Below are 22,406 nucleotides of genomic sequence, written 5' to 3' on the forward strand. Positions count from 1 at the left end.
GCCTCAACTCCTTGGCTCACAGAACGACATGGCTACGATCCGACTTTATAACTTCAACGCCTTCAGGGATTTCAATTTCTTCCCTTATAGCTGCAGCTACTACCATTTTATCACCTAATACATGTAAGCCAACAAACGTCCACCAATTCCTCTTTCCTTAGCCTCATTGTGAGTCATAATTCCTTCAGGAGTTGTGACGATTAATATACCAAAATTCTTTGCTGGCAAATATCTTTTTTCAAATTTCTCAAATTCATCTTTCTTAACAGCATGACGAGGTTTGATAACACCACATTTGTTAATGTTACCTTCTAATTCTACTATGAATTTTCCTGCCCTGTTGTCATCAATATATTCAAAATTACCAATATAATTCTCTTTTTGCATGGTGCTTAACACTTGTCCAATTAATTTGGAAGCAGGAGAAATAACACAAGAATCATTCACTTGTAATTCGTTATTTCTGATATTTGTTAAAGCATCAGCAAGAGGATCCATAAGACTCATATTTAAAACCTCTAATTATATTTTTTAAATCCCATTTTAGGAGCTACTTCCCTAAAACATTGTCTGCATAAATTAATTCCATATCTGCTAACCATAGCAGAATGGTCTCCACAACGACTACATTTTTTTGAAGCTTTACCGTATTTTCTTGGCAAAATATCACCTTATTCAGTTACATAATTAACATTGAAATTTTCTTCCATGTATTTCATAGTTTCTTCTTTAGAAATTCTATGTTTTTGAGGAACTTTCTTTTGTCTAATTTTTCTTCTGGAAATTCTGTAACCTGGTTTTTCAAAAGTAACAGAAACATTCATACCGAAAATACCGATATCCGGATTGTATCTCATTCCAGGAATATCAATATGTTCTCTGATACCAAAAGAAAGATTTCCTTGTGCATCAAATTGAGTAGGTTTAATATTTCTACTAATACCTTCTAACACCATATCGATAGCTTTATCAGCTTTTTCTCCACGTAAAGTTAATTTACATGCGATTGGTTGTTTTTTCCTAATACCCCATTCTGGGTTAGTTACTTTAGAGTAAGTTTTAACAGGAGTTTGGTCGAACATATTTTCTAATAAGGTAATTGCACGAGATAACTTTTCACCTGCTTCACCAACACCAATGCTGACAGTAGCTTTTTCGATACGTACTTCATTCATTGGGTTCATTTATTAACCTCCAATAAAGATATTGCTGGTTCATCAGTTCCAACAACAAATGCGTAATCTTTTAAAGTTAAAAATTCGTCTTTAGCACTATTTTCAATAATAATAGTATTTGGATTAGTAGATTTGTTTTCAATAATTTCAGAAACGGTACCTAATTCACCAGTGTGTTTACCACCAGTAACAAGTACAGTAGCTCCTTCTTGTAAAGGATATACTTCAACAATTTCTTGTTCAGGTACTTTTAAACAAATAACATCTCCAACAGAATAATCATTTTCATCAATGATTACGTTTTTACCATCGTGAAGGTTTAATTGAGTTTTTCCACCTTTGATGGTAGTTTTATTAACAATTTTAGATAATTTAGCACTATTATCATCAATTAAATCTAATTGTAATCTGCCTTTTCTATCTAAAAGAACTCTATAAGATTCACCAGTTTTTGGAATTTCAATAATATCCATAAATCCAACTGGGAATTTATAATCTTTAACAACTCTTCCATCTACTAAAACATTACCAGAGTTGATGATTCTTTTTGCTTCTCTAGCATTATCTGCTAATTTTAATACATCTCTGATAACTAAAGTTAATGGAATAGAATCAATAATAGAGTGAGAACCTGGGGAAGGTTTTACAGTCCAGGTGTCTTCTTTAGGATGAATAGGCCAGGATTTTGGTGCCTTATATCTTTTAAGATGTTTTCTAGATCCCATTTTAGCCATATTAATTATCTCCTTTATTTTTTATTCTTTTATCATCTTTTAAATCTGCATCAATAATTACTAAGTTAGATGGATCAACTGGGAGGAATGTAGCAGTTCCGTCAGGTTTTGATAAGGTAACTTCTTCAATAGTTACTTTGTATGAACCATAGTCTACACTAAGAACTTCGCCTTCATGTCCTTTGAAATCTCCACGGAGAACTCTAACTTTGTCTCCTGATCTAATTGGTAAAGATCTAGTTCCGATTTTTTCTCTTAAATCTTTACTTAAAGAAGCACTTAAATGTTTTCCACGTGCGTGAGCAGGAGCATTATAAAGAGCTTTTCTTTGTTTTCTTGGTTGTTTTGACATTTTTTCACCTATACTAAAATACTTGCTGCACTACCAACACTTGGCCATCTGTCAGCTGCTTCTTTAGCAACAGGACCTCTGATTTCAGATCCTTTTAAAACTCCTTCAGGAGTAATGATAACAGCAGCATTATCTTCGAATTTTACACGAAGACCGTCAGCACGTCTATATTCCTTTTTTTGTCTAACTACAACTGCATTAACAACTTCTCTTCTCATGTCTGCAGTTCCTTTTTTAACAGAAGCAACAACTAAATCTCCAACACCAGCTACGTCGAGTCTTCTTCTTACACCTTTATATCCTTTAACGGATATAATTTGGATTTCACGAGCACCAGTATTGTCAACACATTGAAGTCTTGCTCCAATCGGTAATGCTTTAGATACACTTGAGGTTAATGGTTTCATAATAATTACTCTCCTTTAACTTCAACTAAAACAAAATGTTTAGTTTTACTTAATGGTCTGCATTCTGCAATTTTTACAGAATCACCAACATTCACATGTAAACAATCTGGTTTGTGAACATTGATTTTAGATTTCCTTTTTTCATATCTTTCGTATTTTTTAATGAATTTATAGTAACTACGTTCAACAGTAATAGTCCTTTCTGCTTTATTACTTACTACAATTCCTTCAAGAACTTGACCTCTTACAGGTAAAGTCCCGTGGAAAGGGCAGTTAGGATCATCACATGTAGTTTCTGGTTCTTGAACGTTAAGCCCAACCATATTATCACCATTTATATTTTTTTAAACCTTTTTTTTATTCTATCTTCAGGACGAATGGACAAGATATTACCATTAATTTCAACTTTTTCCCCGTTCGGAAGTTCGAATACGAAGAGATTGCCTTTTTTAGGAATTATTTTCTCGGTATTATCAACTTCTTCAATTTTAATGGTATTTTTTGTCTCATCAATAATTGTTCCCTTTAAATTAAGAGACTTATTCTTCAAATTTGTTGCATGAACTTTCAATCCAATGAATTCATGATGCACTAAATTTTTTGAAGTAATCATAATTCCATCTCTTAATGTAACATTTACAATAAATTATGCAGAAAATTACAAAATTTAATTGAAAAACATATCGAGTAGATGAATTATCTCCTTTTTTTACTGTTCTTTTTAGATTCACGAATCTCGATAGTGTCTGATGAAAAACCTAAATCAGATAAAACTGATTTAACTTTTACCTTATGGTCTCCTTGAAGTTCAATTTGACCATTTTTAGCAGTTCCTCCGCAAGCACATTTTGCCTTAAGAGTTTTTGTAAGTTCTTTAATATCGATATCGTGTTCATCTATACCTTCGATAATAGTCATGAGTTTTCCGAATCTTCTTCTAACTGTAAAAACTTTTAGAGTTTGAACTTCACGTGCAATTTCTTCACAAACACAAAGTTCTTCAGGAAGCCCACATACATCACAGATTTTTGACATTTAATTCTCCTTTTGTTTTTCATTCAATATTGTAAGAACACGAGCAATTGTTCTTTTCAATTCTCTAATTTTCCCAGGGTTTTCAACTACCCCGGCAGCTGCACTTTTAGAAACATTTTTGGATAATTCAGTTCTGAGTTCAACTAATTTATCTTGAATCTCATCAACTTCCATGTCCCAAATTTCTTTACTTCTTAAAATCGCCATTGTTCCAACTCTTTACAGATAATTAAATTTGTATCTAACTATCTTCTTCTTCTACTTCTTCAGTAGACTCTTCTTCAACAACTTCTTCTTCGATTACTTCTTCTAATTCTTCGAGATCTTCAACTTCCTCGATGATTTCCTCTTCGATGATTTCTTCGGTTTCAACATCGATTTCTTCTTCAGTTACTTCACCATCTTCTTCAATGATGACTTTTGGAGGAAGAATTTCGACTGAATCAGGTAATACAGTATCCGGAGGCATAATTCTTACATAAATACCTAATACACCAGGTTTTAATTCAGCAGTAGCGAAACCTTCTTCTACAAATCTGATGGAAGGTTCTCCACATTTTTTGATGTATCCTTCAACGAATTTTGCTACAGCAGATCTAGAACCTCTGATTTTACCGGAAATGGTAACTTCTACACCTTGAGCTCCAGCACCCATAATTCTACGAATGGTAGAGTAAGCAACTCTTCTGAAGTGCATACCTCTTTGCAACATGTTAGAAATTTTGTAAGCCATGATTTTAGGGTTAAGTTCTGGAACTTCAACCTCTTTAACTTCAATTTGAGGATTGTCTAAACCAAATTCAGTTTTAAGAGTGTTGGTAATAGTTCTTACGTTTTTTCCACCTCTACCAATTACCATACCAGGTCTTTCTGCGTAAACAATAACCATAGTACCTAAAGGTGTAATTTGAACTTCCATACCACCGTATCCGGCTCTTTCAAGTTCTTTTTCTAAGTATTCATCAATTCTAGTTCTTCTAAGGCCTTCTTTAACGAAATCTTTTTCTATCATTAGTTAGCCTCCTGTAATACAATTTGAATATGAGTAGTAGGTGTGTTAAACGGAGTCATTCTACCGAATGCTCTTGGGATATAACCAGGAATTACAACACCTCTGTGAGATGAAATGTGTTCAATGAATAATTTTTCTGTGTCCATACCTTTGTACTCTGCGTTAGCTTCAGCATTTTCTAAAACTTTTAAAATTTGTTCTGCTGCTTTAACAGGGTATCTTCCGGAAGGCCAACCTTCTTGTCCTTTTCTGTGACCAACTTTTTTGTTGTGTCTTTTGAAAGGAACAGATTTTTTCATTGCAATAACATCTGCTAAGTAAGCTTTAGCTTTTTCTACTTCCATTCCTCTGATTGCACTGCAAATTTCAACACTGTGCTTTGGAGAAATCTTAAGAGATTTTGCCATAGCACGTGCAGTTTTTGCTTCATCAACTTCTTTATTATAAGCATATTTGTTAGCCATGTTCTAATCTCCTTATTTAAGTGGTACAAACATGGATGATCTGGTAGCACCCATACCTGGGTCTCCGTGTTGAACTCTTTTTCTTGTTGGTGCGTATTCACCAAAGTAATGACCAATCATTTCTGGCGCAATAGTGACTTCAACAAAATTTTGACCATCATAAATACCGAAAGTAGTTCCAACCATTTCCGGTATAACAATCATGTCTCTACAATGGGTCCTTACTACAACAGGACGACCATCTTTAGTTCCTTCTTTATTTAATTTTCTCATTTTATCCAAAACAATTTGTTGTCTTGGTAAGAATCCTCTCTTTAAAGATCTTCTTTGTCTTGCAGGGAATAATTCCATTACTTCCTCTAAAGACATAGCTTGTAATTCTTCAAGAGTATAACCTTTATATTTAAAAACTTTTCTTGCCAATGAAACACCCTCTATCTATCTTTTTAAACCTGTTCTCTTAGCTGCAATTGAACCAACTTTTCTTCCTGGTGGTGCATGTCTGGAAACAGTAGTTGGACGACCAGGATGTTGTCTGTTACCTCCCCCGTGAGGGTGATCAACAGCATTCATTGCGACTCCTCTTACAGTCATGAATTTCTTACCTTTAGCTTTATAAGCATGCCATTTTTTACCTGCTTTAAGGAATGGTTTATCTTTTCTTCCTCCACCAGCTACTACACCAATACTAGCACGGCAGTTAGGATTTAAGTATTTTAATTCCCCAGATGGTAATTCAACAACAGTTTGGTTAGCATCATGAGTAACAACATTAGCATAAGTTCCAGAAGATCTTACAAAACGTCCACCATCACCTGGTGTGTTTTCGATATCATAAACTGGAGTACCTTCAGGAATTTCAGCAAGTGGTAATGTATTACCAAATTTAATAGGAGCAGAAATACCACATTCAATTTCATCATCGACTTGAATGCTTTCAGGTGCTAATATAAATTTCTTTTCACCATTTTCGAATTTTACTTCTGCAATAGGAGCGGTTCTTGCTGGGTCATGTACAATATCAATAACTTTTCCTTTGATACTACCTTCTTTTTCTAAAGCATCGTAAGATCTGTATCTAATTTTATCTTTAAAACGATGAGAAGCAACACGGTGAGCAGGAGTTCCTCTTCCTCTTCTTTGATGAATTAATCGTTTTCCCATTCAAATTCCTCCTTAGAATACTCCTAATCTGACAGCGAGTTCTTCTGCCATTTCTTCTTCAACAAGTTTAATATATGCTACTTTTTCACCTTTAGTGGTAATATGAGTATTAACTTTTGCTACTTTTTCTTCGAATAGCTCTTCAAAAGCTCTTTTGATTTGCTTTTTGTTAGCGGTACGACGTACAACAAAAGTAATTTCATTATTTAAATCAATGAGATTCATGGTTTTTTCAGTAACATGAGGTTTAATAATAATTGAATATGCATCCATAATAATCACCTATTTTTCCAAATTATTGGAATAAACCTCCTAACTTTTCAACAGCTGATTTAGTGTAAATAGTGAGTCTTCCTGCATGAGTACCAGGAGCTAATAATTCAGCATTTAAGTTTTCAGCAACCACAACATCTACACCAGCATGGTTTCTTGCACCTAAAGAAATGCCGTTATCTTCACCAACAACTACGAGAGGACCTTTTACCTTTTTGTATTTTCTTCCTCTGGTTTTACCTCTACCAGCTCTTATTCTTTTACCTTCTTTTGCACGAATAATATCATCATAAACGCCTAATTTTTGGAAGATTTCACGAGTTTGTTTTGCAGTTTTTACTGCTTCAATATCATCTTCAACAATGATAGGAACTTGTTCTAAATCTTCTACTTTGTGACCTCTGTTTTCTACAATTTCCTTATTGGTAGTTGCAGCAACAGCAGATCTGATAGCGAATCTTCTTTCTTTTATGTTGATTTTTTCATGGTGATTTTTTTCTGCTCTAGTTGGGTGAGCTTGTCTACCACCAATAGCCATTGGTACAAAAGCTGCTCTAGAACCATTTTTAATCCTAGGTACTCTAGCGGTACCTCTACCTGAACCCCATCCTTTAGCGGAAGTTCTTTTACCTGCCATTGGGTCATTACCCCATGGTTGTACTCTAGCGGATTGTGCAGAAAGTACGGCTCTTTTGATTAAATCTGGTCTATATACTTCATCAAAAATAGCTGGAAGTTCAATTTGTTCTTTGACTTCCCCTTCAATAGAATAAACGTTAACTTTCATGATTATACCCCTTGTTTAGATTTTGTACTTATGTAGTTAATTTGAGGTATATCCTCAGCTTTATTATTAGGTCTGATAGGTTGTCTTAAGATTACTAATCTTTTAGAAGGTCCTGGGAGGGATCCTTTAACTAAAACGTAATCATTTTTAACAAGACCGTATTTAACAAATCCACCATCTGGGTTAATTTGGTCAACTTCATCTGCTGATGCAATTTTTAAAATCCTTTTGTTAAATTCAGTTCTTTTGTGGTATCCCATTTGACCTGCTTGAGCTACAGTCCACATGGTTCTTCTAGGTGTCCAAGGTCCAATAGAACCTACGTGTCTACCTTTACCTGCTCTTACAGCTTTACCGTATTGGATTCTAATATTCCATCTTTTTACTACACCTTGGAATCCTTTTCCTTTTGTAGTTGCAATTGCATCACAAAATTCTCCTTCATTGAAGATTTCACTAGCTTTTACTTCATTACCTAATAATTCTAATGCAGTATTCAATTTTTCTTCAACATTGGATCCACCAATACCACATTCAAAGATATCTGGTTTCTTCTTAGGTACGCTAGTTACTTTTGGATTTGTGTGTACTAATACCCTAATTTCCTCTGTGTTTTCTAATGCACCTTGTATTCTAGCAATAGCTTCGGATTTATTATACTCCTTAGGAAGAGAAATTTTCCTAGAAAGTTCTTCATCCAAATTATCTGCAAGTACTTCGGTGATTACTTTCAAACCACGAGAAGTTTTTTCATAAGCTCTAATTCCCATTACAACGACCGGAGGAACTTCCAATACAGTTACTGGAGTGAATACTTCCATACCACTGGTAGGAGAATTCTTATCAGTATCAGTGACTAAAGCGTGAGTCATACCGACTTTATATCCTGCGAGGCCGAGTAATTTTGGTTCATCAATTTGAGGCCAAGCCTTTACTCTAGGGGTTTCTTTTGCTGCTCTTTTCCTTGGACTAAAAGCAACAGACCCTTTCCTTGGCTGGTGATGTCTAACCATTTAATTTTACCTCCTTATTAATATTTTTTCCTTATTTTTTAAATCAATTTAATTTTTTTGATTAATAGCCAAATTAAAAGCTATTAATGAAGTTTGACAAAATCATATAAAATATAACTTCATCGAATTAATAAATAGCTGTAAAAAGGATTACAACTAGATAAATATCAAATTTCAATATATTCCATTGAGTCTAATTCAATTGAAGCACAATCAAGAATATATTTAATGTATAAATCATTCTGTGCTAAGTTTATTTTTAGGAGAGTCCTAAAAACATTAATGTATAAAAAGTTGAGCAAGTTATCTATTAGTAGTGTAAAACTAATATTAAAGAGAATTAAAATCTAATAAAGTTAAATAAAGAAAGTGTAGCGACAACTGCCTCTTCAGTCCTTACAGTCTCTGTTCCTTGATTAGGAATAGTATTGATTTTAACTAAATCCCAATTTCCACTTGAAACATCTTCTGATATTGAAGAATAAGGGCCACCAAATAAAATAGCAATACTTTTGGATTCATCTACTTTATGTTTTAATTCATCAAAAATAGAATCAATATAATCTCCATATCTTGTAGTTTCAACAACAAGATCAGGTTTAATTAATTTTAAGCTATTTTTAAGACTCTTAGTAGAGGACATAACATTATATCCCCAGTAAACGTCATCTGGTTTATCAGGTGTGACTATTACTTCTTTCTTAGCAATTTTAGTAATCTTAAAGTCAAAAATTTTTTTGACTGAAAGTTGCTCTTTACAGAATGCAAGTTTATCCATACCTATATCAACATAAGTTCCTTTCTTATTTCTTTTAACAGTGAAACCTTGTCTATAATCCCCCACGTCTGGTTGACTATTAACAGGATGATGAGGAGTCCTAAGCGGTGGAAGAATACCTACATGCTTAAGTTCTGGCCTTATAGGAAATGCTTGTTTCCTCAAATATTGAGGAGTATTCATATAATTTAAAACTTCAGCAATAAAAGATCCGTCCATTTCTCCATCTTCATTTTTAACATGGTCATCATTGTAAATAACCACATTATCTGCTTGAAAAATAGCTAAAGCTCTACCTAAAATACCTACTTTATAAGTACGAATTTTAAGATCTTTAGACTCAGAAAGAAACGAGTTTGGAATAAATATAGATAGCTCATCTTTATACATTACCTTACATTATGTAAACTAAAGTATATAAAGATTACCCTACATTTATATAGCTATCACTAAATAGACTTACACATTTACAAAATATTATATCAATTATAATATCTGTAGCTTCTTTTTTATGCTACCAACTTTTGTATACTCAGAGAATATATTAATATTAAATCTATACCATGCACTATATAAAGGTATTGTTTTTTTGATATAAAATGAGAAAAAATAAGAAAATGAAAAAATATTAAACCTTACAATTCGGCTCTTATCACAATAACATCAACATTCTGTTTTTCTTTTGTGTGAAAATCATAAATTTTAGGAATTGGGAACTTGTACCTGAAAATATGGGTTATTTTTAAATTGCTATTTTCATAATGATTTATTAAAAATTCTTCAGTTGATGCCATATGAAATGAATATAAAACTTCAGGATCCAATTCAATAGCCTTTTTGACAAACTTTAAATCCTGACCGCTTTCTGCTTTTCTTTGAGATCCAAATGGAGGATTTTGAAATACAGTATTTACGTCATAACCCTCATTAAAATCAATGATGTCCTTATTGATGAATTTTACATTGTCCAATTTTAACTTATCTTTAACTTCACATGCCAGATTAATGGAATCAACATCCACATCCACACCAATTGACAAATTTGCACCCATCAATGCACAGCCGATTGCAAAGATTCCTGTGCCGCAACCCAAATCAATGACATTCATATCTTCAATATCACCCAATGAATAAGCATTCCATATTAAATCAGATGCTATAATGGATGGAGTGGTATACTGTTCAAGTCCAACCTTCGGTTTTGGATGAGTTGGAATGGACTGAAGTTTAATTTCTAAATGTTTTTTACGAGTAATGTTTTTCATTAATCAAATATTTAATATATCATATAATATATAATTATATTATTAACAAAAAAAATTATTTTGAGGTTTCAAATGTTTGAAAAAGTATTAATTGCAAATAGAGGAGAAATTGCAATAAGAGTTATGCGAGCATGTCGTGAACTTGATATCGATACTGTAGCCATTTACTCTGATGCAGATTCTACTTCTCTTTACAAAAATTATGCAGATGAAAGCTATCCATTGGGTAATCCTTCACCAGCAAAATCATATTTGAATATCGAAAAAATTATTGATATTGCTCTTGAATCTGGTGCAGATGCAATACACCCAGGTTATGGATTTTTAGCTGAAAACGCTCACTTCGGACAAGAATGTGAAAAAAATGGAATTAAACTCATTGGACCAAGTGGAGATGTAATCAATAAAATGGGGGACAAAATCACATCAAAAGCTCTCATGAAAAAAGCAGGAGTGCCAGTTATTGAAGGAACACCTGAAGGAATTACAGATATTGAAGAAGCAAAAGATATAGCTGCACAAATTGGTTATCCGGTAATCGTTAAAGCTTCCGCCGGTGGTGGAGGAATTGGTATGCGTGCAGTGTACGAAGAAGATGAACTTGTTCGTGCAATTGAATCTACTCAATCAGTTGCATCAACAAACTTTGGAGATTCAACAGTATTTATTGAAAAATACCTTGAAAAACCACGTCACATCGAATTCCAACTTTTAGCAGATGAACACGGAAATGTAATTCATGTTGCTGATAGGGAATGTTCAATCCAAAGAAGACATCAAAAACTCTTAGAAGAGGCACCTTCCCCAATTATGACTGAAGAGCTAAGGGAACAAATGGGTGGAAGTGCTGTTAAAGCTGCAGAATACATCGGATACACAAGTGCAGGTACAGTGGAGTTCCTATACGATAACGGCGAATATTACTTCCTTGAAATGAATACACGTATTCAAGTAGAACACCCGATAACAGAATTGATTACCAATACTGACTTAATTAAAGAACAAATCAGAATAGCCAACGGTGATGAATTGACTTTAGAGCAAAAGGACATTGTAGTTAACGGTCATGCTATTGAATGCCGTATCAATGCAGAAGACCCTCTTAATGACTTTGCACCAAATCCTGGTAAAATCACAGGTTACAGATCACCTGGAGGACCTGGCGTTCGTTTGGATAGTGGAGTATACATGAACTACACAATTCCAACATTCTATGACTCAATGATTTCCAAATTAATTACCTATGGAAGAAACAGGGACGATGCAATAAACAGAATGAAAAGGGCATTACGTGAATACATCATTTTAGGTGTTAAAACTACAATTCCATTCCATAAAGCTGTTTTAAGAAATCCAAATTTCTTATCTGGTGATTTGAACACCCATTTCATTGATACCTACAAAAAGGGAATTGAAGAAGAAATGCACAATGTCATTGAGGAAGATATGGACTATGAAAACAGATTGAAATCCACTTTCATGCCAGCTAAAAAGATTGCTGCAATTTCCGCTGCAGTAGGCTCATATCAAAATGCAATCAAACATAAACAAATGCAAAAATAAATTTGGAGATTGATTCATGCGTACTGAAATTATAAAATTATTAAAAAAAGAAGGCAAGCTTTCCGAAGATGCCATTGATGAAATAAAAAAAGTAGACATCCTTGACTTTTCAAGCATTGTTCAGGAAATTGGAAAACAGGAAACCGAATATATCAAATCATCTGAAATCTCAAAAGAATTGAACACAGAATATATTGGGCAAAATATCTTTGTTTACAATGAAGTAAGCTCAACCAATACTGTTGCAAAATTTTTATCAATGAACGAAATTGATAACGGAACTGTCATAATTTCTGAAAAACAAACAAATGCAAGAGGAAGATCTGGAAAAGCATGGGAATCCCCATTAGGAGGAGTATGGCTATCAATCATATTGAATCCTAATGTAGACCACTCCAAACTTCCACTTATAACATTAGCAACTGGAGTAGCAGTTGCAAAAACCCTTGAAAAGCTTGGTGTTGAAAATCCTGAAATCAAATGGCCAAATGACATAATGATTAATGGTAAAAAAGTCTGCGGAATCTTAACTGAAGCGGTTGCTAAATTCAACACTATTGAAAATGTTATTATCGGTGTGGGCATTGATGCAAACCTAAATGTTGAGGATTTCCCTGAAGAATTGCAAGTAGGTACAACCACTCTAAAAGAAGAGCTTGGCAGAACTGGAAATGAAAATCTTTTAATCAAAACATTTTTAGAAGAATTCGAAATAATTAGTGAACTTTTCAACCAAGGAGGATATGAAGAAATATTAAAAGAATGGAGAAAACGCTCATATACAATTGGTAAAATTGTAGAAGTAAGAACCCCATTCAACAAATATTACGATGGATATGTTGTTGGAATTGGTAAAGAAGGTGCACTAATCGTTGAAAAAATTGATGGAACCTTAGAAAAAGTAATTTCCGGAGAATGTATAATCAAGAATTAAATACAATCTCCCTACATTCTTCTTCATTTGTGATTACGCCCTGTAATCTATCAAATGAAGATTCTATTTTTTTATTTAAATCATTTAAATCTAAATTAAATGCATCGGCAGTTGACAAATCAAATCTAATTGTTGCAGATGCACCCGGCATTGAAACTGGCGGAATTGTAATAATTCCATGCTCTTTTAATAAAATAAATGAAAATACGAATGCCAAATCATTTTCGGATAAATTGTGTGAAACTGATATTTCATTACTCAAACCTTCAGGAGAAATCATGACTCCAGTTGGGGTTTTATCAAAATTAGTGAATTTTTCATTTAATAAATCAAATAACTCGTCTTTTCTAGAAAAACTATCCTTTAGATTATCCTCTTTAAAATTTTTTATTCCATTTAACATTGCAAGAACTGCTGGCGGTTGAGCTTCAAGACCAAATTGATTTACTTTAACTTTAATTTTGTCAATTAACTCTTCACTACCTGCCATTAATCCTCCTCTTGGACCTGGCATTAGTTTATCAGTACTAGTTATTGCAATATCGGCTCCCAAATCACATGCTTTGGCTTGATTGAAGACAACAGTTCTAAGTCTAGCCCCTGATGCATCATCAACCATGACCGGAATATCCTTTTCATGTGCCATTTCAATTACTTTTTTAAATTCACCTTCATCAATGACCTTATGATCCATTGTAGATCCGGTGACAATAACTAATGAAGTGTTTTCAGGGATTGAAAACTCATCAAAATTATCGGTTTCAAAGTAATTAGCACCAACTAACTTACAGCTTCTTGGAATTGATGGATGAGCAGGCAATTCGGCAAGGTAATGTACTACGTTAGAATCTTCCTTAACTAATGTTAAGATTGTAGCTAAAATACCTGAAGAAGTTCTATTTAATGGTAAAACTTTTTCACCACCCATATGCTCTTTTCCAACTTCCTGAAGGTCATCTTCAAAAATAGCTGGACCGACATATGTTTCCAACAAACTAAGTTCTGAAGGATTTGCAATAAAACCTCCAGATAAACCTGTTAAATCGAATAAAGAAGACCTGCCACTAGTTTCAACTATATTCTTTATAATTGAAAGGGCATTCTCCCTTTTTTTGACTTCATCTAAAGAGCTATCAACTATCATCTAATCAGAGTCATCTAATTCTAATTTATAATCTTCAAAGAACTCAATAATTGATTTTAATTGTTTTTCATTAATATCAATGGAAGTATATTCTTCATCTTCAGGGATTTGATAGTAATATTCAGCGAATAAAACTTTACCTTCAGGACTTGTAAAAATAGTTATACCATCAGTGAGTTTATCAGGATTCTTGTTTTGGAATTCTATTTCAAAAGAAGTACCAAATTTTTCAGAAAACTTTGCTTTTTCTTCAGGTTCTCTGTTACATTTTCTAATTTTTGTCATTCTTGATTTAAACTTTTTTTCAGCAACTTCATTAATATCAGCCATAATTACACTTCCTTTAATTTTATCTATTAAATGATTAATGTAAATCAAAATATACTATAAATTAAATGATATATAAGTATTCCTTTTTAATGATGATATCAATCATACAAACTATTGCCGTTACTGTCCATTGCAACAATAAGTGGGCCAAAATCTTTAACTTTTAGATTCCATATTGCTTCGGGCATTCCAAGGTCTAACCAATCTACACCTTCAATTTTTTCAACAGCATCGACATATAATGCGGCACATCCTCCAGTAGCTACAACATAAAGGGCTTTATTCCTTATCAAAGCTTCTCTTACAGTATCGTCCATTCCACCTTTGCCAATCACAATTTTAGCCCCCATGTCTAGAACATCACTTTGATAGGGATTCATTCTCATTGAAGTAGTAGGGCCAATAGCCACCATTTCATAAGTGCCATCTTTTTCAGAAATAATCGGGCCTGCATGGAATATGGCTGCCCCTTCAATGTTTAATGGAGCTCCTTGTTCGATAATTCTTTTGTGAGCTTGATCTCTAGCTGTTAAAATATTTCCGGTTAAATAAATTACATCCCCTGCTTTTAACTCATTTAAGTCTTCATCTTTAATTGGAACATTTAATTTTTTTTCCATTTATTCACCTTGTATCAAAAAATATTATTTATAAAGAAAACATATATTCTATAGTAATATAAAATTTTTAGATTTAATAAATGTAATGGGTAAAAAAAAATGTCAAGTATGAGTAGTGTAGCAGGATTATCAAAGTATATCACAACCCTGCCAAAAACTGAATATTCCATAATGGGAATGCTTTTGATTAGTATCATTATCGGAAGTGTTACATATGTGATTAATCTATTTCCAAGTTTTGGACTTCTGGAATCCATAATATCTGGAGGTTTATTTGGTTTAATAGTTTTAGGATTCAGTTCAATAATGAGCGGGGCATTAAATCAACAGGTGATAAGCGTTCTTCATGGAATAAACCTAAAGATTAAGCATTCAATGTTTCTATGCGCTCTTTCAATGACCTTTTTAGGTTTGATTCTGATTGGCGGAACTATACTATCAAGAATATTTAATACCAACTTGTTCTTAAATTCATTATTATTCGGTTGTGTAATAATCTATGGGTTCAATACATTAGTATTCTGGACAACATCAAAGGTAAGATTTTCAATTGCTGCAACAGCAGGTTTAATCCAGCCAATCCTTATTTTAGCATTATACACACTCATAACATTTTTAACTACTGATACTAGTTTCATAGGCCCAGCAATTTTGCAAATCACTATTAAAGCAATGATAGCTGCAATAATATTCGTTTTAGCCATTTATGCATTTATTAGAGTTATCGCATCCCCATTCAAGAAAAATTTAGGAATTGGAGTTCTGGATTTATTAAGCTTATTTATTGCACATATGAATGAAGGCTCAAATTCTCTTGAAAGACTGTTTGAACCGATGAGTGAAGCTATCGATACCGTTGTGACATTCATCAGCTTTAAGACTGAAAGCAAAATAAAAGCATTGTTCATATCCCCTTCCGTCCATCCCGGACCACTTGGAGATTTAGGTGGATCCAATATGCCAACAATACTTGCAGATAGATTTGAACACTTTACAATGGTTGCCCATGGACCTTCAACACATGACTTCAATCCGATTGCAGTTTCAGAAATAGATAAAATCGAAGATTCAGTTAAAAAAGGATTGGATAATGTAGAATACGATCCATATGCAAGCAGATTCATCAGATACAATTCAGAAAAAGCAAATATTGGGGTTCAATTCTTCAATGAGGGAATGGTGATTTTGTCCACATTTGCTCCGGAAGCCGTTGATGATATCGAATTTGGTGTCGGACTTACAATGATGGCTCAAAGTAGAAGCCGATGCAAAGTAAAGGATTCAGTAATCGTAGACTGCCACAATTCATTCACTGCAGAAAGTGGAGAAGTTCTTCCAGGAAACTCTGAAGTTTTCCAATTGATTGAGGTTATTGATAAAATCAATCCTGAACAGGAAAAATATGAGATTAAGGTAGGCTGTTATCAAAATAATATGGAAGACCTGGATAAACAGGAAGGAATTGGTGAAAGCGGTATAAAAACAATGATTATTGAAGTTGCAGGTCAGAGAACCGCTTATGTTCTTTTTGATTCAAATAATATGGAAATCGGATTCAGACAAGAAATCATTGATGCCGTTAGTGATTTGGAAATAGATGAAATTGAAGTAATGACAACTGATACTCATACTGTTAATACAATTTCCAGAGGATATAATCCAATTGGAGTTGCAAAAAGACCTGAAATTATAGAATATGTAAAAATCAGTATTCAAGAAGCGATGAAAGATTTAGAAAAAGTAGAAGTTGGAACTGGAACCGAAAAGATTATTGGCCTGAATACATTCGGCCCAAACAACTCAACAGAGTTAATCTCAACAATCAGCTCCGTTGTTGCTGTTAGCAAAATTATAGCTCCAGTCTTATTGATTACTGCTTTATTAATAGTATTTATATGGTTATTCTTTGGCGGTTTATAGATACATCATGAATAATGTGTATGCAATAACCCATGTGAAGAAAAATGGTGATATTCCATCCCATAACCATTGAGTAAATCCGGAGATTTCATCTCCAGCGATCTTTTGTGAAAATTGACCCACAAAATATAATATAATTACTGCAACAAATAATGCGAAGACATCATTTTTAAATCCAAACCAACCAGCAGACAAACCGGTTGATATTAATGCTGCAACAAGTGCGGCAATTATATGAATAGTTGTAACTTTTATAGTAGTGTCCATTAATATCCTCCATTAAATTAAATATATTAATATAATTTTAGTGAGTTATAATATATTAAAGTATTGATGAAAAAGGTGTTAAATAATGAAATCCATGTCTAACGTAGACATTTATACAATAAGTGATGAATTAAATAATTTATTAAGTGGAGCTAGAGTCGATAAATCATTCCAACCCACTTCAGATATCGTAGTTATGAGATTTCATGTTGCAGGAACCGGCAGAGTAGATTTGGTCATGCAATGTGGCTCCAGAATACATACTAGCCAGTACCCTCTTGAAAATCCTACTACCCCTCCAACATTTCCAATGCTTTTAAGAAAAAGGCTCAAGGGAGCTCATTTGGAAAGCATTAAACAACATAATTTTGATCGTGTAATTGTAATGAAATTTAAAAAGGACAAATATTACACATTAATAGTTGAATTATTTGACAAGGGAAACATAATCCTTTTAGATGATGAGGACAACATAATTTTACCTCTTAAAAGAAAACAGATGAGCAGTAGAGACATAAGCTCAAAAAGAGAATATGTTTTCCCCGAAGAAAGAGGAATGAATCCCATCACTATATCTGAAGATGAATTAAAGGAAATATTTGAAAACAGCGATAAGGATGTTGTAAGAACACTTGCAATGAACGGACTGGGAAGTTTATATGCTGAAGAAATTATTCAAAGGTCAAATGAAACAGTTGAAATTGAAAAAACAACTCCCGCTAGCGAATTGGATGACAAACAGATAAGCACCCTTTATAATAGTATTCGAGAGATATTTGACAATTTAAAAGAAGGATTAGTTAAACCGCAAATAGTTAAAAATGAATCAAAAGAGGATGTTGTTCCCCTAGATTTAAGCAAATATCAGGATTTTGAAAAAACTTATTATAGTACTTTTAATGAAGCGTGTGATGAATTCTATTCAAAAAAAATCAATTCAACTATCAAAGATATCAAAGAAGCGGCCTGGAATAAAAAGGTAAACAAGTTTGAAAAAAGATTAAATTTGCAGCAAGAAACCCTTGATAATTTTGCAAGAACCATTGAAGATAGCCAACATAAAGGAGAGGTTATTTATTCTAATTACCCTAGTATCGAAAATATAATAAATGTTGTAGCTACAGCAAGAGGTAAAGACTACTCTTTTAAAGAAATTGGGAAAACTCTTAAGAAAGCTAAAGATGATGGAATGGCCGAGGCCCAAATCTATGAATCCATCGATAAATTAGGCGTTTTAACATTAGACATTGATGATACCAAAATAACAATTGACCCTAAACTGACAATAGCTGAAAATGCTGAAGTATATTATGAAAAAGCTAAAAAGGCTAAACGAAAAACAAAAGGAGCATTAATAGCTATTGAAAACACTAAAAAACAGCTTGAAGATATTAAAGCTAAAAAAGATATAGCAATGGAACGTGTTGAAGTGCCTAAAAAGAGAGTTAAAAAAGATCTTAAATGGTATGAAAAATTAAGATGGTTCTTAAGTTCAAACAACATTCTAGTGGTTGGAGGCCGTGATGCAAGCACTAATGAAAGTGTTGTTAAAAAGTATTTAGAACCAAATGATATTTATTTACATGCGGATATACATGGTGCGAGTTCCACTGCCATAAAATTAAATGGCAAGGAATTAAATGACACTATCCTTAAAGAATCAGGTGAGTTTGCAGCATCCTTTTCATCTGCTTGGTCATTGGGCTTCACAACACAGGACGTATTTTGGGTCCATCCAGACCAAGTTTCAAAAACACCTGAAGCAGGAGAATTTTTACCAAAAGGGTCATTCGTAATAAGGGGTCACCGCAATTACATTCGTGGCGCAAGAGTAAAACTAGCAATTGGAATAGTTGATTATGAAGGAAAACGTGTAATGGTAGGTCCTATTGAAGCGCTTGAGGCACATAGTGAAAATTATGTTGTTTTAAAACCGGGCTTTACAAAAAAAGAAGCAATTGCTAAGAAAATTCTTCATAAAATAAATGAAGATGATTTATTAAGCCTAGATGATATCATAAGAGTATTGCCATCTGGAAAATGCGATATTGATGAAGAGTATCATCAAAGAAAAAAATATGAAAAGAATTAATCCTGATAATTTTCAGGATTATATTCAAAATATTCATTAGGATTCATGACCACAACATCTATTTTTGGATTAAACTGACTAACAAAGTTAGTAAATATTGCCGGGTCTTGTTCGATAGGCGGGAATGTATTATAATGCATTGGAATAACTACTTTTGGATTTAACCACATTGAAGCAAGAGCTGCTTCGAAAGGACCCATAGTAAACTTATCACCAATCGGAAGCAATACAATATCCGGTTTATAAATGGCTCCGATAATCTCTTTCATATCTCCGAATAAACCTGTATCTCCCGCATGGAATATTTTTGTTCCGTCTTCAAATGTTATTAAAAAGCTTGCAGCAGTACCTCCAGGAACTGTTTCTTCAACAACGTCAATATCTGAAGAGTGTTTTGCTTCAAGCATTGTGAATTTTATATTTCTAAATATAAAAGATCCACCTATATTAACACTAATGTTTCTAATCCCTTGTTTTGCTAAAAAGAGTGATATTTCATGGATACATGCAATAGGGGCGTTAGTGCTGTTAGATATTTCTAATGCATCTCCAAAATGATCAGAATGACCATGGGTAAGTAATATAATATCTGGGTTTAATTCTTCTACAGGCACATCGCAAACTGGATTATTGCTAATAAACGGATCAATTAATATTTTAACATTATCATCACTAATTATTTCAAAAGCGGAATGACCTAACCATCTAATTTCCATTATACTGCTCCTCCAACACCCATAAGAATATTTTCATCTAAATTGGATGCAATATTCCAAGTTTTTTCAAAGTCTGCACGAATATTTGAAATAGAGTTTCTATCATTATATATTGCACCGTACTCCATTTCGTTTTGACCTTCTGAAATAATCATGGCATGTGAATCATCAGTGATTAAATTAACTGTATGTACTTTAGGAACTGTTTTAATATGAACTCCTTGTTTTAAAAGAGAAGATATTAAAAACATGTAGGACATGTCAGAAATGTCAAATTCATCAATAATTACTCTTGAATAAATTGTTGGCACATGAGATAGGAATCTGTCAGATAAATCATTTAAGGAAGGAATTTCCAGCATGATTTCCTTATTTACATTAACCGCCAATTGATCAAAAGCTTCTTTTGAAGTTACAAGCCCATTTTCAGAAATTACATAACTATTTAAGGATTTTGGAACTGGTAAACTTTCAGGGTCGTTAATGTCAATCTTAATATCTCTAGGTTGTGCAATTTCAGGAACTACCTCTTTTTGAGGTACAATTACTTCTTCCGGTTCCTCTTTAGAAAGTGCCAATTTAATTTCTTCAGATTTGTCATTTTCAACTACAAATGGTGGAATTTCATCAGCAAAATAATCTGCTTGACGTTTTCTAGGAGCTCTTGTGACTTTTAATGGTTTTTCATAATTAGGAGTAAAATCTAATTGTTTATCAAAGTCAATCTCACGTTCCGGTCTATTAACCACATTTAAAACAGCTTTTGGATTGTCTTCCATTGGAGGTCTGATACGATTAGACAAATACTCGTCTTCCTGGTAATCAGTTACGAAATCTTCAATTACCAAGTCTTCATATTCCACATCATCAAATTCATTATAATCATTGCGAACTCTTAAAGGACCATTAGAATTAGGAGTTTTTCTTTCTAAACCATTAAAAGAAGGACCTGTAAATTCTTTGGAATTTAAAAAGTCTTTAATCATGTTAGTAGTCCTATCCGCATTAGAATCAACAAAATAGCTGATAAGCAATATGATTCCTACTATTGATATTATCAAACCAACCACTAACAAAAAGTCAAGTAAGTTATACACTTTTGTCTCATATGCAATGAGAACACCAATTACAAATAAAATAAAACCTGAAACTAATTTTATTGTATTTCCCACGTTTTCACCCTTATCAATTATTATCACTCTATATTTAACTAATTATACAATATATCCGACCCTATTAATAAACCTAATGGAAAAAAACACGAAAATAAGTGTAAAAAAGCAATGAAGTAATACTTTTTTATAAAATAGTAATATTAATATAGTAAAAAATCCAATATTTGTAATGGTGAAAAACATGAAAGACATGAAAAAATTCATCAATGAAAATTCAGGCCAAGGGGCCGCAGAATACATATTGCTATTCGGAGGAGTTATAGTTATTGCATTGCTAGCATTGACCATATACCGATCCTATATGAACACAAGTGATGTCAGTTTAAAGGCAAAAGACGATATCATTGATGTTAGGAATACAATACTCGACAACAGAACCCATGTATAGTAAAAAATTAGACAACAAAGGACAGGGAAGTGCAGAACTAATCTTGATAATTGGTGGATTAATAGTTATTGTACTTCTTGTAGGCAGTTATATCTCAAATATAACTCAAAAAACAGAGAACAACTTAAAAGATTTGTTAAAAAAAGAAAGAGATTTTCTAATAAATAAAATATGAAAATAGGGAGTTAACTCTCTATTTTCCTACTAAAGAATTTAAAATTTCATTCCAAACTTCAGAATTAACATTAGTTAATTCATATCAATTCCTATGAACCTAAATAATAATGTTACCATTTTGATTAATTTCTCCACGCCTAATGCGTGTCGAAGAAATAGGATTGCCATCATAGGCTAAAACAAAACTAACGACAACAATATCTAGTGGTTTCATTCCTTTAGACGCTCTTATTTTATTAATCTCCAAAGCAGTAGGTTCAGTTTCCTCACTAACAACAATAGCTTCAAAATCCTTATCAAAAATAGTAGTTCCATAAGGATCATTTAATGGAATGACAACAAAATTAGTCTTATCAGAAAAAAAAGATTTAAGATTACTCATTCTCTCTTTACAAGAATCAATATCTCCTTTCAAACCTCCAAAAGCATCGGAAGTTACACCAATTTCGACTCTATCGCCTATTTCAAAAGCAGTCGATAATAATTTTTTATGACCATCATGAAACTTGTCAAAAGTTCCGCCAACAGCCACCTTATTATATTTTTTAGAATTCATAATCTTATCCTAATTATTATTTTACTTAATTAAAGTATTTATTAAAACTATTATAAATTAGTAGC

32 protein-coding genes are annotated in these 22,406 nt (G+C 32.9%); 6 read left to right on the forward strand and 26 right to left on the reverse strand.

Annotation, left to right across the window (positions count from 1 at the left end; genetic code table 11):
* Positions 1 to 114: 114 nt before the first annotated feature.
* From ACKI3D_RS07890 to ACKI3D_RS07980, 19 genes are all read right to left on the reverse strand, one after another.
* Positions 115 to 507, reverse strand: coding sequence for a 30S ribosomal protein S8 (locus tag ACKI3D_RS07890; RefSeq protein WP_296872763.1), 393 nt, complete (start codon positions 505 to 507; stop codon positions 115 to 117).
* A gap of 11 nt (positions 508 to 518) precedes the next feature.
* Positions 519 to 662, reverse strand: coding sequence for a 30S ribosomal protein S14 (locus ACKI3D_RS07895; RefSeq protein ID WP_116591326.1), 144 nt, complete (start codon positions 660 to 662; stop codon positions 519 to 521).
* A 9-nt stretch (positions 663 to 671) separates the two neighbouring features.
* Positions 672 to 1,184, reverse strand: a complete 513-nt coding sequence (locus ACKI3D_RS07900; RefSeq protein WP_407393501.1) for a 50S ribosomal protein L5 — start codon at positions 1,182 to 1,184, stop codon at positions 672 to 674.
* Positions 1,181 to 1,909 carry a 30S ribosomal protein S4e gene (locus ACKI3D_RS07905; protein ID WP_407393502.1) on the reverse strand — a complete coding sequence of 243 codons (729 nt, stop codon included), beginning with the start codon at positions 1,907 to 1,909 and terminating at the stop codon, positions 1,181 to 1,183. The genes ACKI3D_RS07900 and ACKI3D_RS07905 overlap by 4 nt, the downstream gene beginning before the upstream one ends.
* A 1-nt stretch (position 1,910) precedes the next feature.
* A complete protein-coding gene (gene rplX, locus ACKI3D_RS07910) occupies positions 1,911 to 2,261 on the reverse strand; it encodes a 50S ribosomal protein L24 (protein ID WP_407393504.1) in 351 nt (116 codons plus the stop codon).
* A gap of 8 nt (positions 2,262 to 2,269) precedes the next feature.
* Positions 2,270 to 2,668 (reverse strand): 50S ribosomal protein L14, encoded by a 399-nt coding sequence (locus tag ACKI3D_RS07915; RefSeq protein WP_407393505.1) that lies wholly within the window; start codon positions 2,666 to 2,668, stop codon positions 2,270 to 2,272.
* Between the two features lie 5 nt (positions 2,669 to 2,673).
* Positions 2,674 to 2,991: a 30S ribosomal protein S17 gene (locus ACKI3D_RS07920; protein ID WP_407393507.1), complete on the reverse strand. Its 318-nt coding sequence runs from the start codon at positions 2,989 to 2,991 to the stop codon at positions 2,674 to 2,676.
* An 11-nt stretch (positions 2,992 to 3,002) separates the two neighbouring features.
* Positions 3,003 to 3,281: a ribonuclease P protein component 1 gene (locus tag ACKI3D_RS07925; RefSeq protein ID WP_407393508.1), complete on the reverse strand. Its 279-nt coding sequence runs from the start codon at positions 3,279 to 3,281 to the stop codon at positions 3,003 to 3,005.
* Between the two features lie 83 nt (positions 3,282 to 3,364).
* The gene (yciH, locus tag ACKI3D_RS07930; RefSeq protein WP_407393510.1) at positions 3,365 to 3,703 is read right to left on the reverse strand and encodes a stress response translation initiation inhibitor YciH; all 339 of its coding nucleotides are present in this window, start codon (positions 3,701 to 3,703) and stop codon (positions 3,365 to 3,367) included.
* The gene (gene rpmC, locus ACKI3D_RS07935; RefSeq protein ID WP_116591334.1) at positions 3,704 to 3,910 is read right to left on the reverse strand and encodes a 50S ribosomal protein L29; all 207 of its coding nucleotides are present in this window, start codon (positions 3,908 to 3,910) and stop codon (positions 3,704 to 3,706) included.
* Positions 3,911 to 3,944: 34 nt separating this feature from the next.
* The gene (locus ACKI3D_RS07940; RefSeq protein WP_407393512.1) at positions 3,945 to 4,715 is read right to left on the reverse strand and encodes a 30S ribosomal protein S3; all 771 of its coding nucleotides are present in this window, start codon (positions 4,713 to 4,715) and stop codon (positions 3,945 to 3,947) included.
* On the reverse strand, positions 4,715 to 5,179 hold the full coding sequence (locus tag ACKI3D_RS07945) for a 50S ribosomal protein L22 (RefSeq protein WP_407393514.1): 465 nt from the start codon (positions 5,177 to 5,179) through the stop codon (positions 4,715 to 4,717). Before ACKI3D_RS07945 ends, ACKI3D_RS07940 begins: the two co-directional genes overlap by 1 nt.
* Positions 5,180 to 5,191: 12 nt before the next feature.
* Complete coding sequence (gene rpsS / locus ACKI3D_RS07950) at positions 5,192 to 5,602, reverse strand: 30S ribosomal protein S19 (protein WP_407393515.1); 411 nt, start codon at positions 5,600 to 5,602, stop codon at positions 5,192 to 5,194.
* Positions 5,603 to 5,617: 15 nt separating this feature from the next.
* Positions 5,618 to 6,343, reverse strand: coding sequence for a 50S ribosomal protein L2 (locus ACKI3D_RS07955; protein WP_405303776.1), 726 nt, complete (start codon positions 6,341 to 6,343; stop codon positions 5,618 to 5,620).
* A 12-nt stretch (positions 6,344 to 6,355) separates the two neighbouring features.
* On the reverse strand, positions 6,356 to 6,616 hold the full coding sequence (locus ACKI3D_RS07960; RefSeq protein ID WP_407393517.1) for a 50S ribosomal protein L23: 261 nt from the start codon (positions 6,614 to 6,616) through the stop codon (positions 6,356 to 6,358).
* Positions 6,617 to 6,638: 22 nt separating this feature from the next.
* Positions 6,639 to 7,403 carry a 50S ribosomal protein L4 gene (gene rpl4p / locus ACKI3D_RS07965; protein ID WP_407393518.1) on the reverse strand — a complete coding sequence of 255 codons (765 nt, stop codon included), beginning with the start codon at positions 7,401 to 7,403 and terminating at the stop codon, positions 6,639 to 6,641.
* A gap of 2 nt (positions 7,404 to 7,405) precedes the next feature.
* A complete protein-coding gene (gene rpl3p / locus ACKI3D_RS07970; protein WP_407393520.1) occupies positions 7,406 to 8,416 on the reverse strand; it encodes a 50S ribosomal protein L3 in 1,011 nt (336 codons plus the stop codon).
* A 340-nt stretch (positions 8,417 to 8,756) separates the two neighbouring features.
* Positions 8,757 to 9,584 (reverse strand): putative RNA uridine N3 methyltransferase, encoded by an 828-nt coding sequence (locus tag ACKI3D_RS07975; RefSeq protein ID WP_407393522.1) that lies wholly within the window; start codon positions 9,582 to 9,584, stop codon positions 8,757 to 8,759.
* Between the two features lie 245 nt (positions 9,585 to 9,829).
* Positions 9,830 to 10,459 carry an METTL5 family protein gene (locus ACKI3D_RS07980; protein WP_407393524.1) on the reverse strand — a complete coding sequence of 210 codons (630 nt, stop codon included), beginning with the start codon at positions 10,457 to 10,459 and terminating at the stop codon, positions 9,830 to 9,832.
* A 72-nt stretch (positions 10,460 to 10,531) separates the two neighbouring features.
* Between ACKI3D_RS07980 and ACKI3D_RS07985 the strand changes: the two genes are divergently transcribed.
* The gene (locus tag ACKI3D_RS07985) at positions 10,532 to 12,022 is read left to right on the forward strand and encodes an acetyl-CoA carboxylase biotin carboxylase subunit (protein WP_407393526.1); all 1,491 of its coding nucleotides are present in this window, start codon (positions 10,532 to 10,534) and stop codon (positions 12,020 to 12,022) included.
* A 16-nt stretch (positions 12,023 to 12,038) separates the two neighbouring features.
* The gene (locus ACKI3D_RS07990) at positions 12,039 to 12,956 is read left to right on the forward strand and encodes a biotin--[acetyl-CoA-carboxylase] ligase (protein WP_407393528.1); all 918 of its coding nucleotides are present in this window, start codon (positions 12,039 to 12,041) and stop codon (positions 12,954 to 12,956) included.
* On the opposite strand, the gene ACKI3D_RS07995 is transcribed toward ACKI3D_RS07990, so the two are convergent.
* The 3 genes from ACKI3D_RS07995 to ACKI3D_RS08005 all read right to left on the reverse strand — a co-directional run bounded on the left by ACKI3D_RS07995 (position 12,946) and on the right by ACKI3D_RS08005 (position 15,050).
* Positions 12,946 to 14,100 (reverse strand): TIGR03576 family pyridoxal phosphate-dependent enzyme, encoded by a 1,155-nt coding sequence (locus ACKI3D_RS07995; protein WP_407393529.1) that lies wholly within the window; start codon positions 14,098 to 14,100, stop codon positions 12,946 to 12,948. The genes ACKI3D_RS07990 and ACKI3D_RS07995 overlap by 11 nt on opposite strands.
* Positions 14,101 to 14,430 carry a hypothetical protein gene (locus ACKI3D_RS08000; RefSeq protein WP_407393531.1) on the reverse strand — a complete coding sequence of 110 codons (330 nt, stop codon included), beginning with the start codon at positions 14,428 to 14,430 and terminating at the stop codon, positions 14,101 to 14,103.
* A gap of 98 nt (positions 14,431 to 14,528) precedes the next feature.
* Positions 14,529 to 15,050, reverse strand: coding sequence for a FumA C-terminus/TtdB family hydratase beta subunit (locus ACKI3D_RS08005; RefSeq protein ID WP_407393533.1), 522 nt, complete (start codon positions 15,048 to 15,050; stop codon positions 14,529 to 14,531).
* A gap of 99 nt (positions 15,051 to 15,149) precedes the next feature.
* On the opposite strand from ACKI3D_RS08005, the gene ACKI3D_RS08010 reads away from it, so the two are divergent.
* Positions 15,150 to 16,970, forward strand: coding sequence for a DUF2070 family protein (locus tag ACKI3D_RS08010; RefSeq protein ID WP_407393534.1), 1,821 nt, complete (start codon positions 15,150 to 15,152; stop codon positions 16,968 to 16,970).
* On the opposite strand, the gene ACKI3D_RS08015 is transcribed toward ACKI3D_RS08010, so the two are convergent.
* Entirely contained in the window at positions 16,965 to 17,237 is a 273-nt protein-coding gene (locus ACKI3D_RS08015; RefSeq protein ID WP_407393535.1) for a hypothetical protein, read from the reverse strand. The genes ACKI3D_RS08010 and ACKI3D_RS08015 overlap by 6 nt on opposite strands.
* Positions 17,238 to 17,322: 85 nt before the next feature.
* Between ACKI3D_RS08015 and rqcH the strand changes: the two genes are divergently transcribed.
* On the forward strand, positions 17,323 to 19,329 hold the full coding sequence (gene rqcH, locus ACKI3D_RS08020; protein ID WP_407393536.1) for a ribosome rescue protein RqcH: 2,007 nt from the start codon (positions 17,323 to 17,325) through the stop codon (positions 19,327 to 19,329).
* Here rqcH and ACKI3D_RS08025 read toward each other — a convergent pair.
* Together ACKI3D_RS08025 and ACKI3D_RS08030 are read right to left on the reverse strand one after the other, a co-directional pair.
* The gene (locus tag ACKI3D_RS08025) at positions 19,326 to 20,045 is read right to left on the reverse strand and encodes a metal-dependent hydrolase (RefSeq protein WP_407393538.1); all 720 of its coding nucleotides are present in this window, start codon (positions 20,043 to 20,045) and stop codon (positions 19,326 to 19,328) included. The two genes, rqcH and ACKI3D_RS08025, sit on opposite strands and share 4 nt — an antisense overlap.
* The gene (locus ACKI3D_RS08030) at positions 20,045 to 21,217 is read right to left on the reverse strand and encodes a hypothetical protein (protein WP_407393539.1); all 1,173 of its coding nucleotides are present in this window, start codon (positions 21,215 to 21,217) and stop codon (positions 20,045 to 20,047) included. The genes ACKI3D_RS08025 and ACKI3D_RS08030 overlap by 1 nt, the downstream gene beginning before the upstream one ends.
* A gap of 184 nt (positions 21,218 to 21,401) precedes the next feature.
* Here ACKI3D_RS08030 and ACKI3D_RS08035 point away from each other — a divergent pair, with 184 nt between their 5' ends.
* Entirely contained in the window at positions 21,402 to 21,608 is a 207-nt protein-coding gene (locus ACKI3D_RS08035) for a class III signal peptide-containing protein (protein WP_407393540.1), read from the forward strand.
* Positions 21,601 to 21,783, forward strand: a complete 183-nt coding sequence (locus tag ACKI3D_RS08040; protein ID WP_407393542.1) for a class III signal peptide-containing protein — start codon at positions 21,601 to 21,603, stop codon at positions 21,781 to 21,783. The genes ACKI3D_RS08035 and ACKI3D_RS08040 overlap by 8 nt, the downstream gene beginning before the upstream one ends.
* 99 nt (positions 21,784 to 21,882) lie before the next feature.
* Here the strand turns inward: ACKI3D_RS08040 and ACKI3D_RS08045 are convergent, their stop codons facing one another.
* Positions 21,883 to 22,341, reverse strand: a complete 459-nt coding sequence (locus tag ACKI3D_RS08045; RefSeq protein WP_407393544.1) for a phosphopantetheine adenylyltransferase — start codon at positions 22,339 to 22,341, stop codon at positions 21,883 to 21,885.
* Positions 22,342 to 22,406 lie beyond the last annotated feature (65 nt).

Origin of the sequence: Methanobrevibacter sp., assembly GCF_045586545.1 — an archaeon.
Taxonomy (GTDB): domain Archaea; phylum Methanobacteriota; class Methanobacteria; order Methanobacteriales; family Methanobacteriaceae; genus Methanocatella.

What these genes read in the sequence shown, in the direction of transcription:
- ACKI3D_RS07890 (WP_296872763.1), bottom strand. Translation starts at nt 507, where the DNA reads ATGAGTCTTATGGATCCTCTTGCTGATGCTTTAACAAATATCAGAAAT.
- ACKI3D_RS07900 (WP_407393501.1), bottom strand. Translation starts at nt 1,184, where the DNA reads ATGAACCCAATGAATGAAGTACGTATCGAAAAAGCTACTGTCAGCATT.
- ACKI3D_RS07905 (WP_407393502.1), bottom strand. Translation starts at nt 1,909, where the DNA reads ATGGCTAAAATGGGATCTAGAAAACATCTTAAAAGATATAAGGCACCA.
- rplX (WP_407393504.1), bottom strand. Translation starts at nt 2,261, where the DNA reads ATGTCAAAACAACCAAGAAAACAAAGAAAAGCTCTTTATAATGCTCCT.
- ACKI3D_RS07915 (WP_407393505.1), bottom strand. Translation starts at nt 2,668, where the DNA reads ATGAAACCATTAACCTCAAGTGTATCTAAAGCATTACCGATTGGAGCA.
- ACKI3D_RS07920 (WP_407393507.1), bottom strand. Translation starts at nt 2,991, where the DNA reads ATGGTTGGGCTTAACGTTCAAGAACCAGAAACTACATGTGATGATCCT.
- ACKI3D_RS07925 (WP_407393508.1), bottom strand. Translation starts at nt 3,281, where the DNA reads ATGATTACTTCAAAAAATTTAGTGCATCATGAATTCATTGGATTGAAA.
- yciH (WP_407393510.1), bottom strand. Translation starts at nt 3,703, where the DNA reads ATGTCAAAAATCTGTGATGTATGTGGGCTTCCTGAAGAACTTTGTGTT.
- rpmC (WP_116591334.1), bottom strand. Translation starts at nt 3,910, where the DNA reads ATGGCGATTTTAAGAAGTAAAGAAATTTGGGACATGGAAGTTGATGAG.
- ACKI3D_RS07940 (WP_407393512.1), bottom strand. Translation starts at nt 4,715, where the DNA reads ATGATAGAAAAAGATTTCGTTAAAGAAGGCCTTAGAAGAACTAGAATT.
- ACKI3D_RS07945 (WP_407393514.1), bottom strand. Translation starts at nt 5,179, where the DNA reads ATGGCTAACAAATATGCTTATAATAAAGAAGTTGATGAAGCAAAAACT.
- ACKI3D_RS07955 (WP_405303776.1), bottom strand. Translation starts at nt 6,343, where the DNA reads ATGGGAAAACGATTAATTCATCAAAGAAGAGGAAGAGGAACTCCTGCT.
- ACKI3D_RS07960 (WP_407393517.1), bottom strand. Translation starts at nt 6,616, where the DNA reads ATGGATGCATATTCAATTATTATTAAACCTCATGTTACTGAAAAAACC.
- rpl4p (WP_407393518.1), bottom strand. Translation starts at nt 7,403, where the DNA reads ATGAAAGTTAACGTTTATTCTATTGAAGGGGAAGTCAAAGAACAAATT.
- rpl3p (WP_407393520.1), bottom strand. Translation starts at nt 8,416, where the DNA reads ATGGTTAGACATCACCAGCCAAGGAAAGGGTCTGTTGCTTTTAGTCCA.
- ACKI3D_RS07975 (WP_407393522.1), bottom strand. Translation starts at nt 9,584, where the DNA reads ATGTATAAAGATGAGCTATCTATATTTATTCCAAACTCGTTTCTTTCT.
- ACKI3D_RS07980 (WP_407393524.1), bottom strand. Translation starts at nt 10,459, where the DNA reads ATGAAAAACATTACTCGTAAAAAACATTTAGAAATTAAACTTCAGTCC.
- ACKI3D_RS07985 (WP_407393526.1), top strand. Translation starts at nt 10,532, where the DNA reads ATGTTTGAAAAAGTATTAATTGCAAATAGAGGAGAAATTGCAATAAGA.
- ACKI3D_RS07990 (WP_407393528.1), top strand. Translation starts at nt 12,039, where the DNA reads ATGCGTACTGAAATTATAAAATTATTAAAAAAAGAAGGCAAGCTTTCC.
- ACKI3D_RS07995 (WP_407393529.1), bottom strand. Translation starts at nt 14,100, where the DNA reads ATGATAGTTGATAGCTCTTTAGATGAAGTCAAAAAAAGGGAGAATGCC.
- ACKI3D_RS08000 (WP_407393531.1), bottom strand. Translation starts at nt 14,430, where the DNA reads ATGGCTGATATTAATGAAGTTGCTGAAAAAAAGTTTAAATCAAGAATG.
- ACKI3D_RS08005 (WP_407393533.1), bottom strand. Translation starts at nt 15,050, where the DNA reads ATGGAAAAAAAATTAAATGTTCCAATTAAAGATGAAGACTTAAATGAG.
- ACKI3D_RS08010 (WP_407393534.1), top strand. Translation starts at nt 15,150, where the DNA reads ATGTCAAGTATGAGTAGTGTAGCAGGATTATCAAAGTATATCACAACC.
- ACKI3D_RS08015 (WP_407393535.1), bottom strand. Translation starts at nt 17,237, where the DNA reads ATGGACACTACTATAAAAGTTACAACTATTCATATAATTGCCGCACTT.
- rqcH (WP_407393536.1), top strand. Translation starts at nt 17,323, where the DNA reads ATGAAATCCATGTCTAACGTAGACATTTATACAATAAGTGATGAATTA.
- ACKI3D_RS08025 (WP_407393538.1), bottom strand. Translation starts at nt 20,045, where the DNA reads ATGGAAATTAGATGGTTAGGTCATTCCGCTTTTGAAATAATTAGTGAT.
- ACKI3D_RS08035 (WP_407393540.1), top strand. Translation starts at nt 21,402, where the DNA reads ATGAAAGACATGAAAAAATTCATCAATGAAAATTCAGGCCAAGGGGCC.
- ACKI3D_RS08040 (WP_407393542.1), top strand. Translation starts at nt 21,601, where the DNA reads ATGTATAGTAAAAAATTAGACAACAAAGGACAGGGAAGTGCAGAACTA.
- ACKI3D_RS08045 (WP_407393544.1), bottom strand. Translation starts at nt 22,341, where the DNA reads ATGAATTCTAAAAAATATAATAAGGTGGCTGTTGGCGGAACTTTTGAC.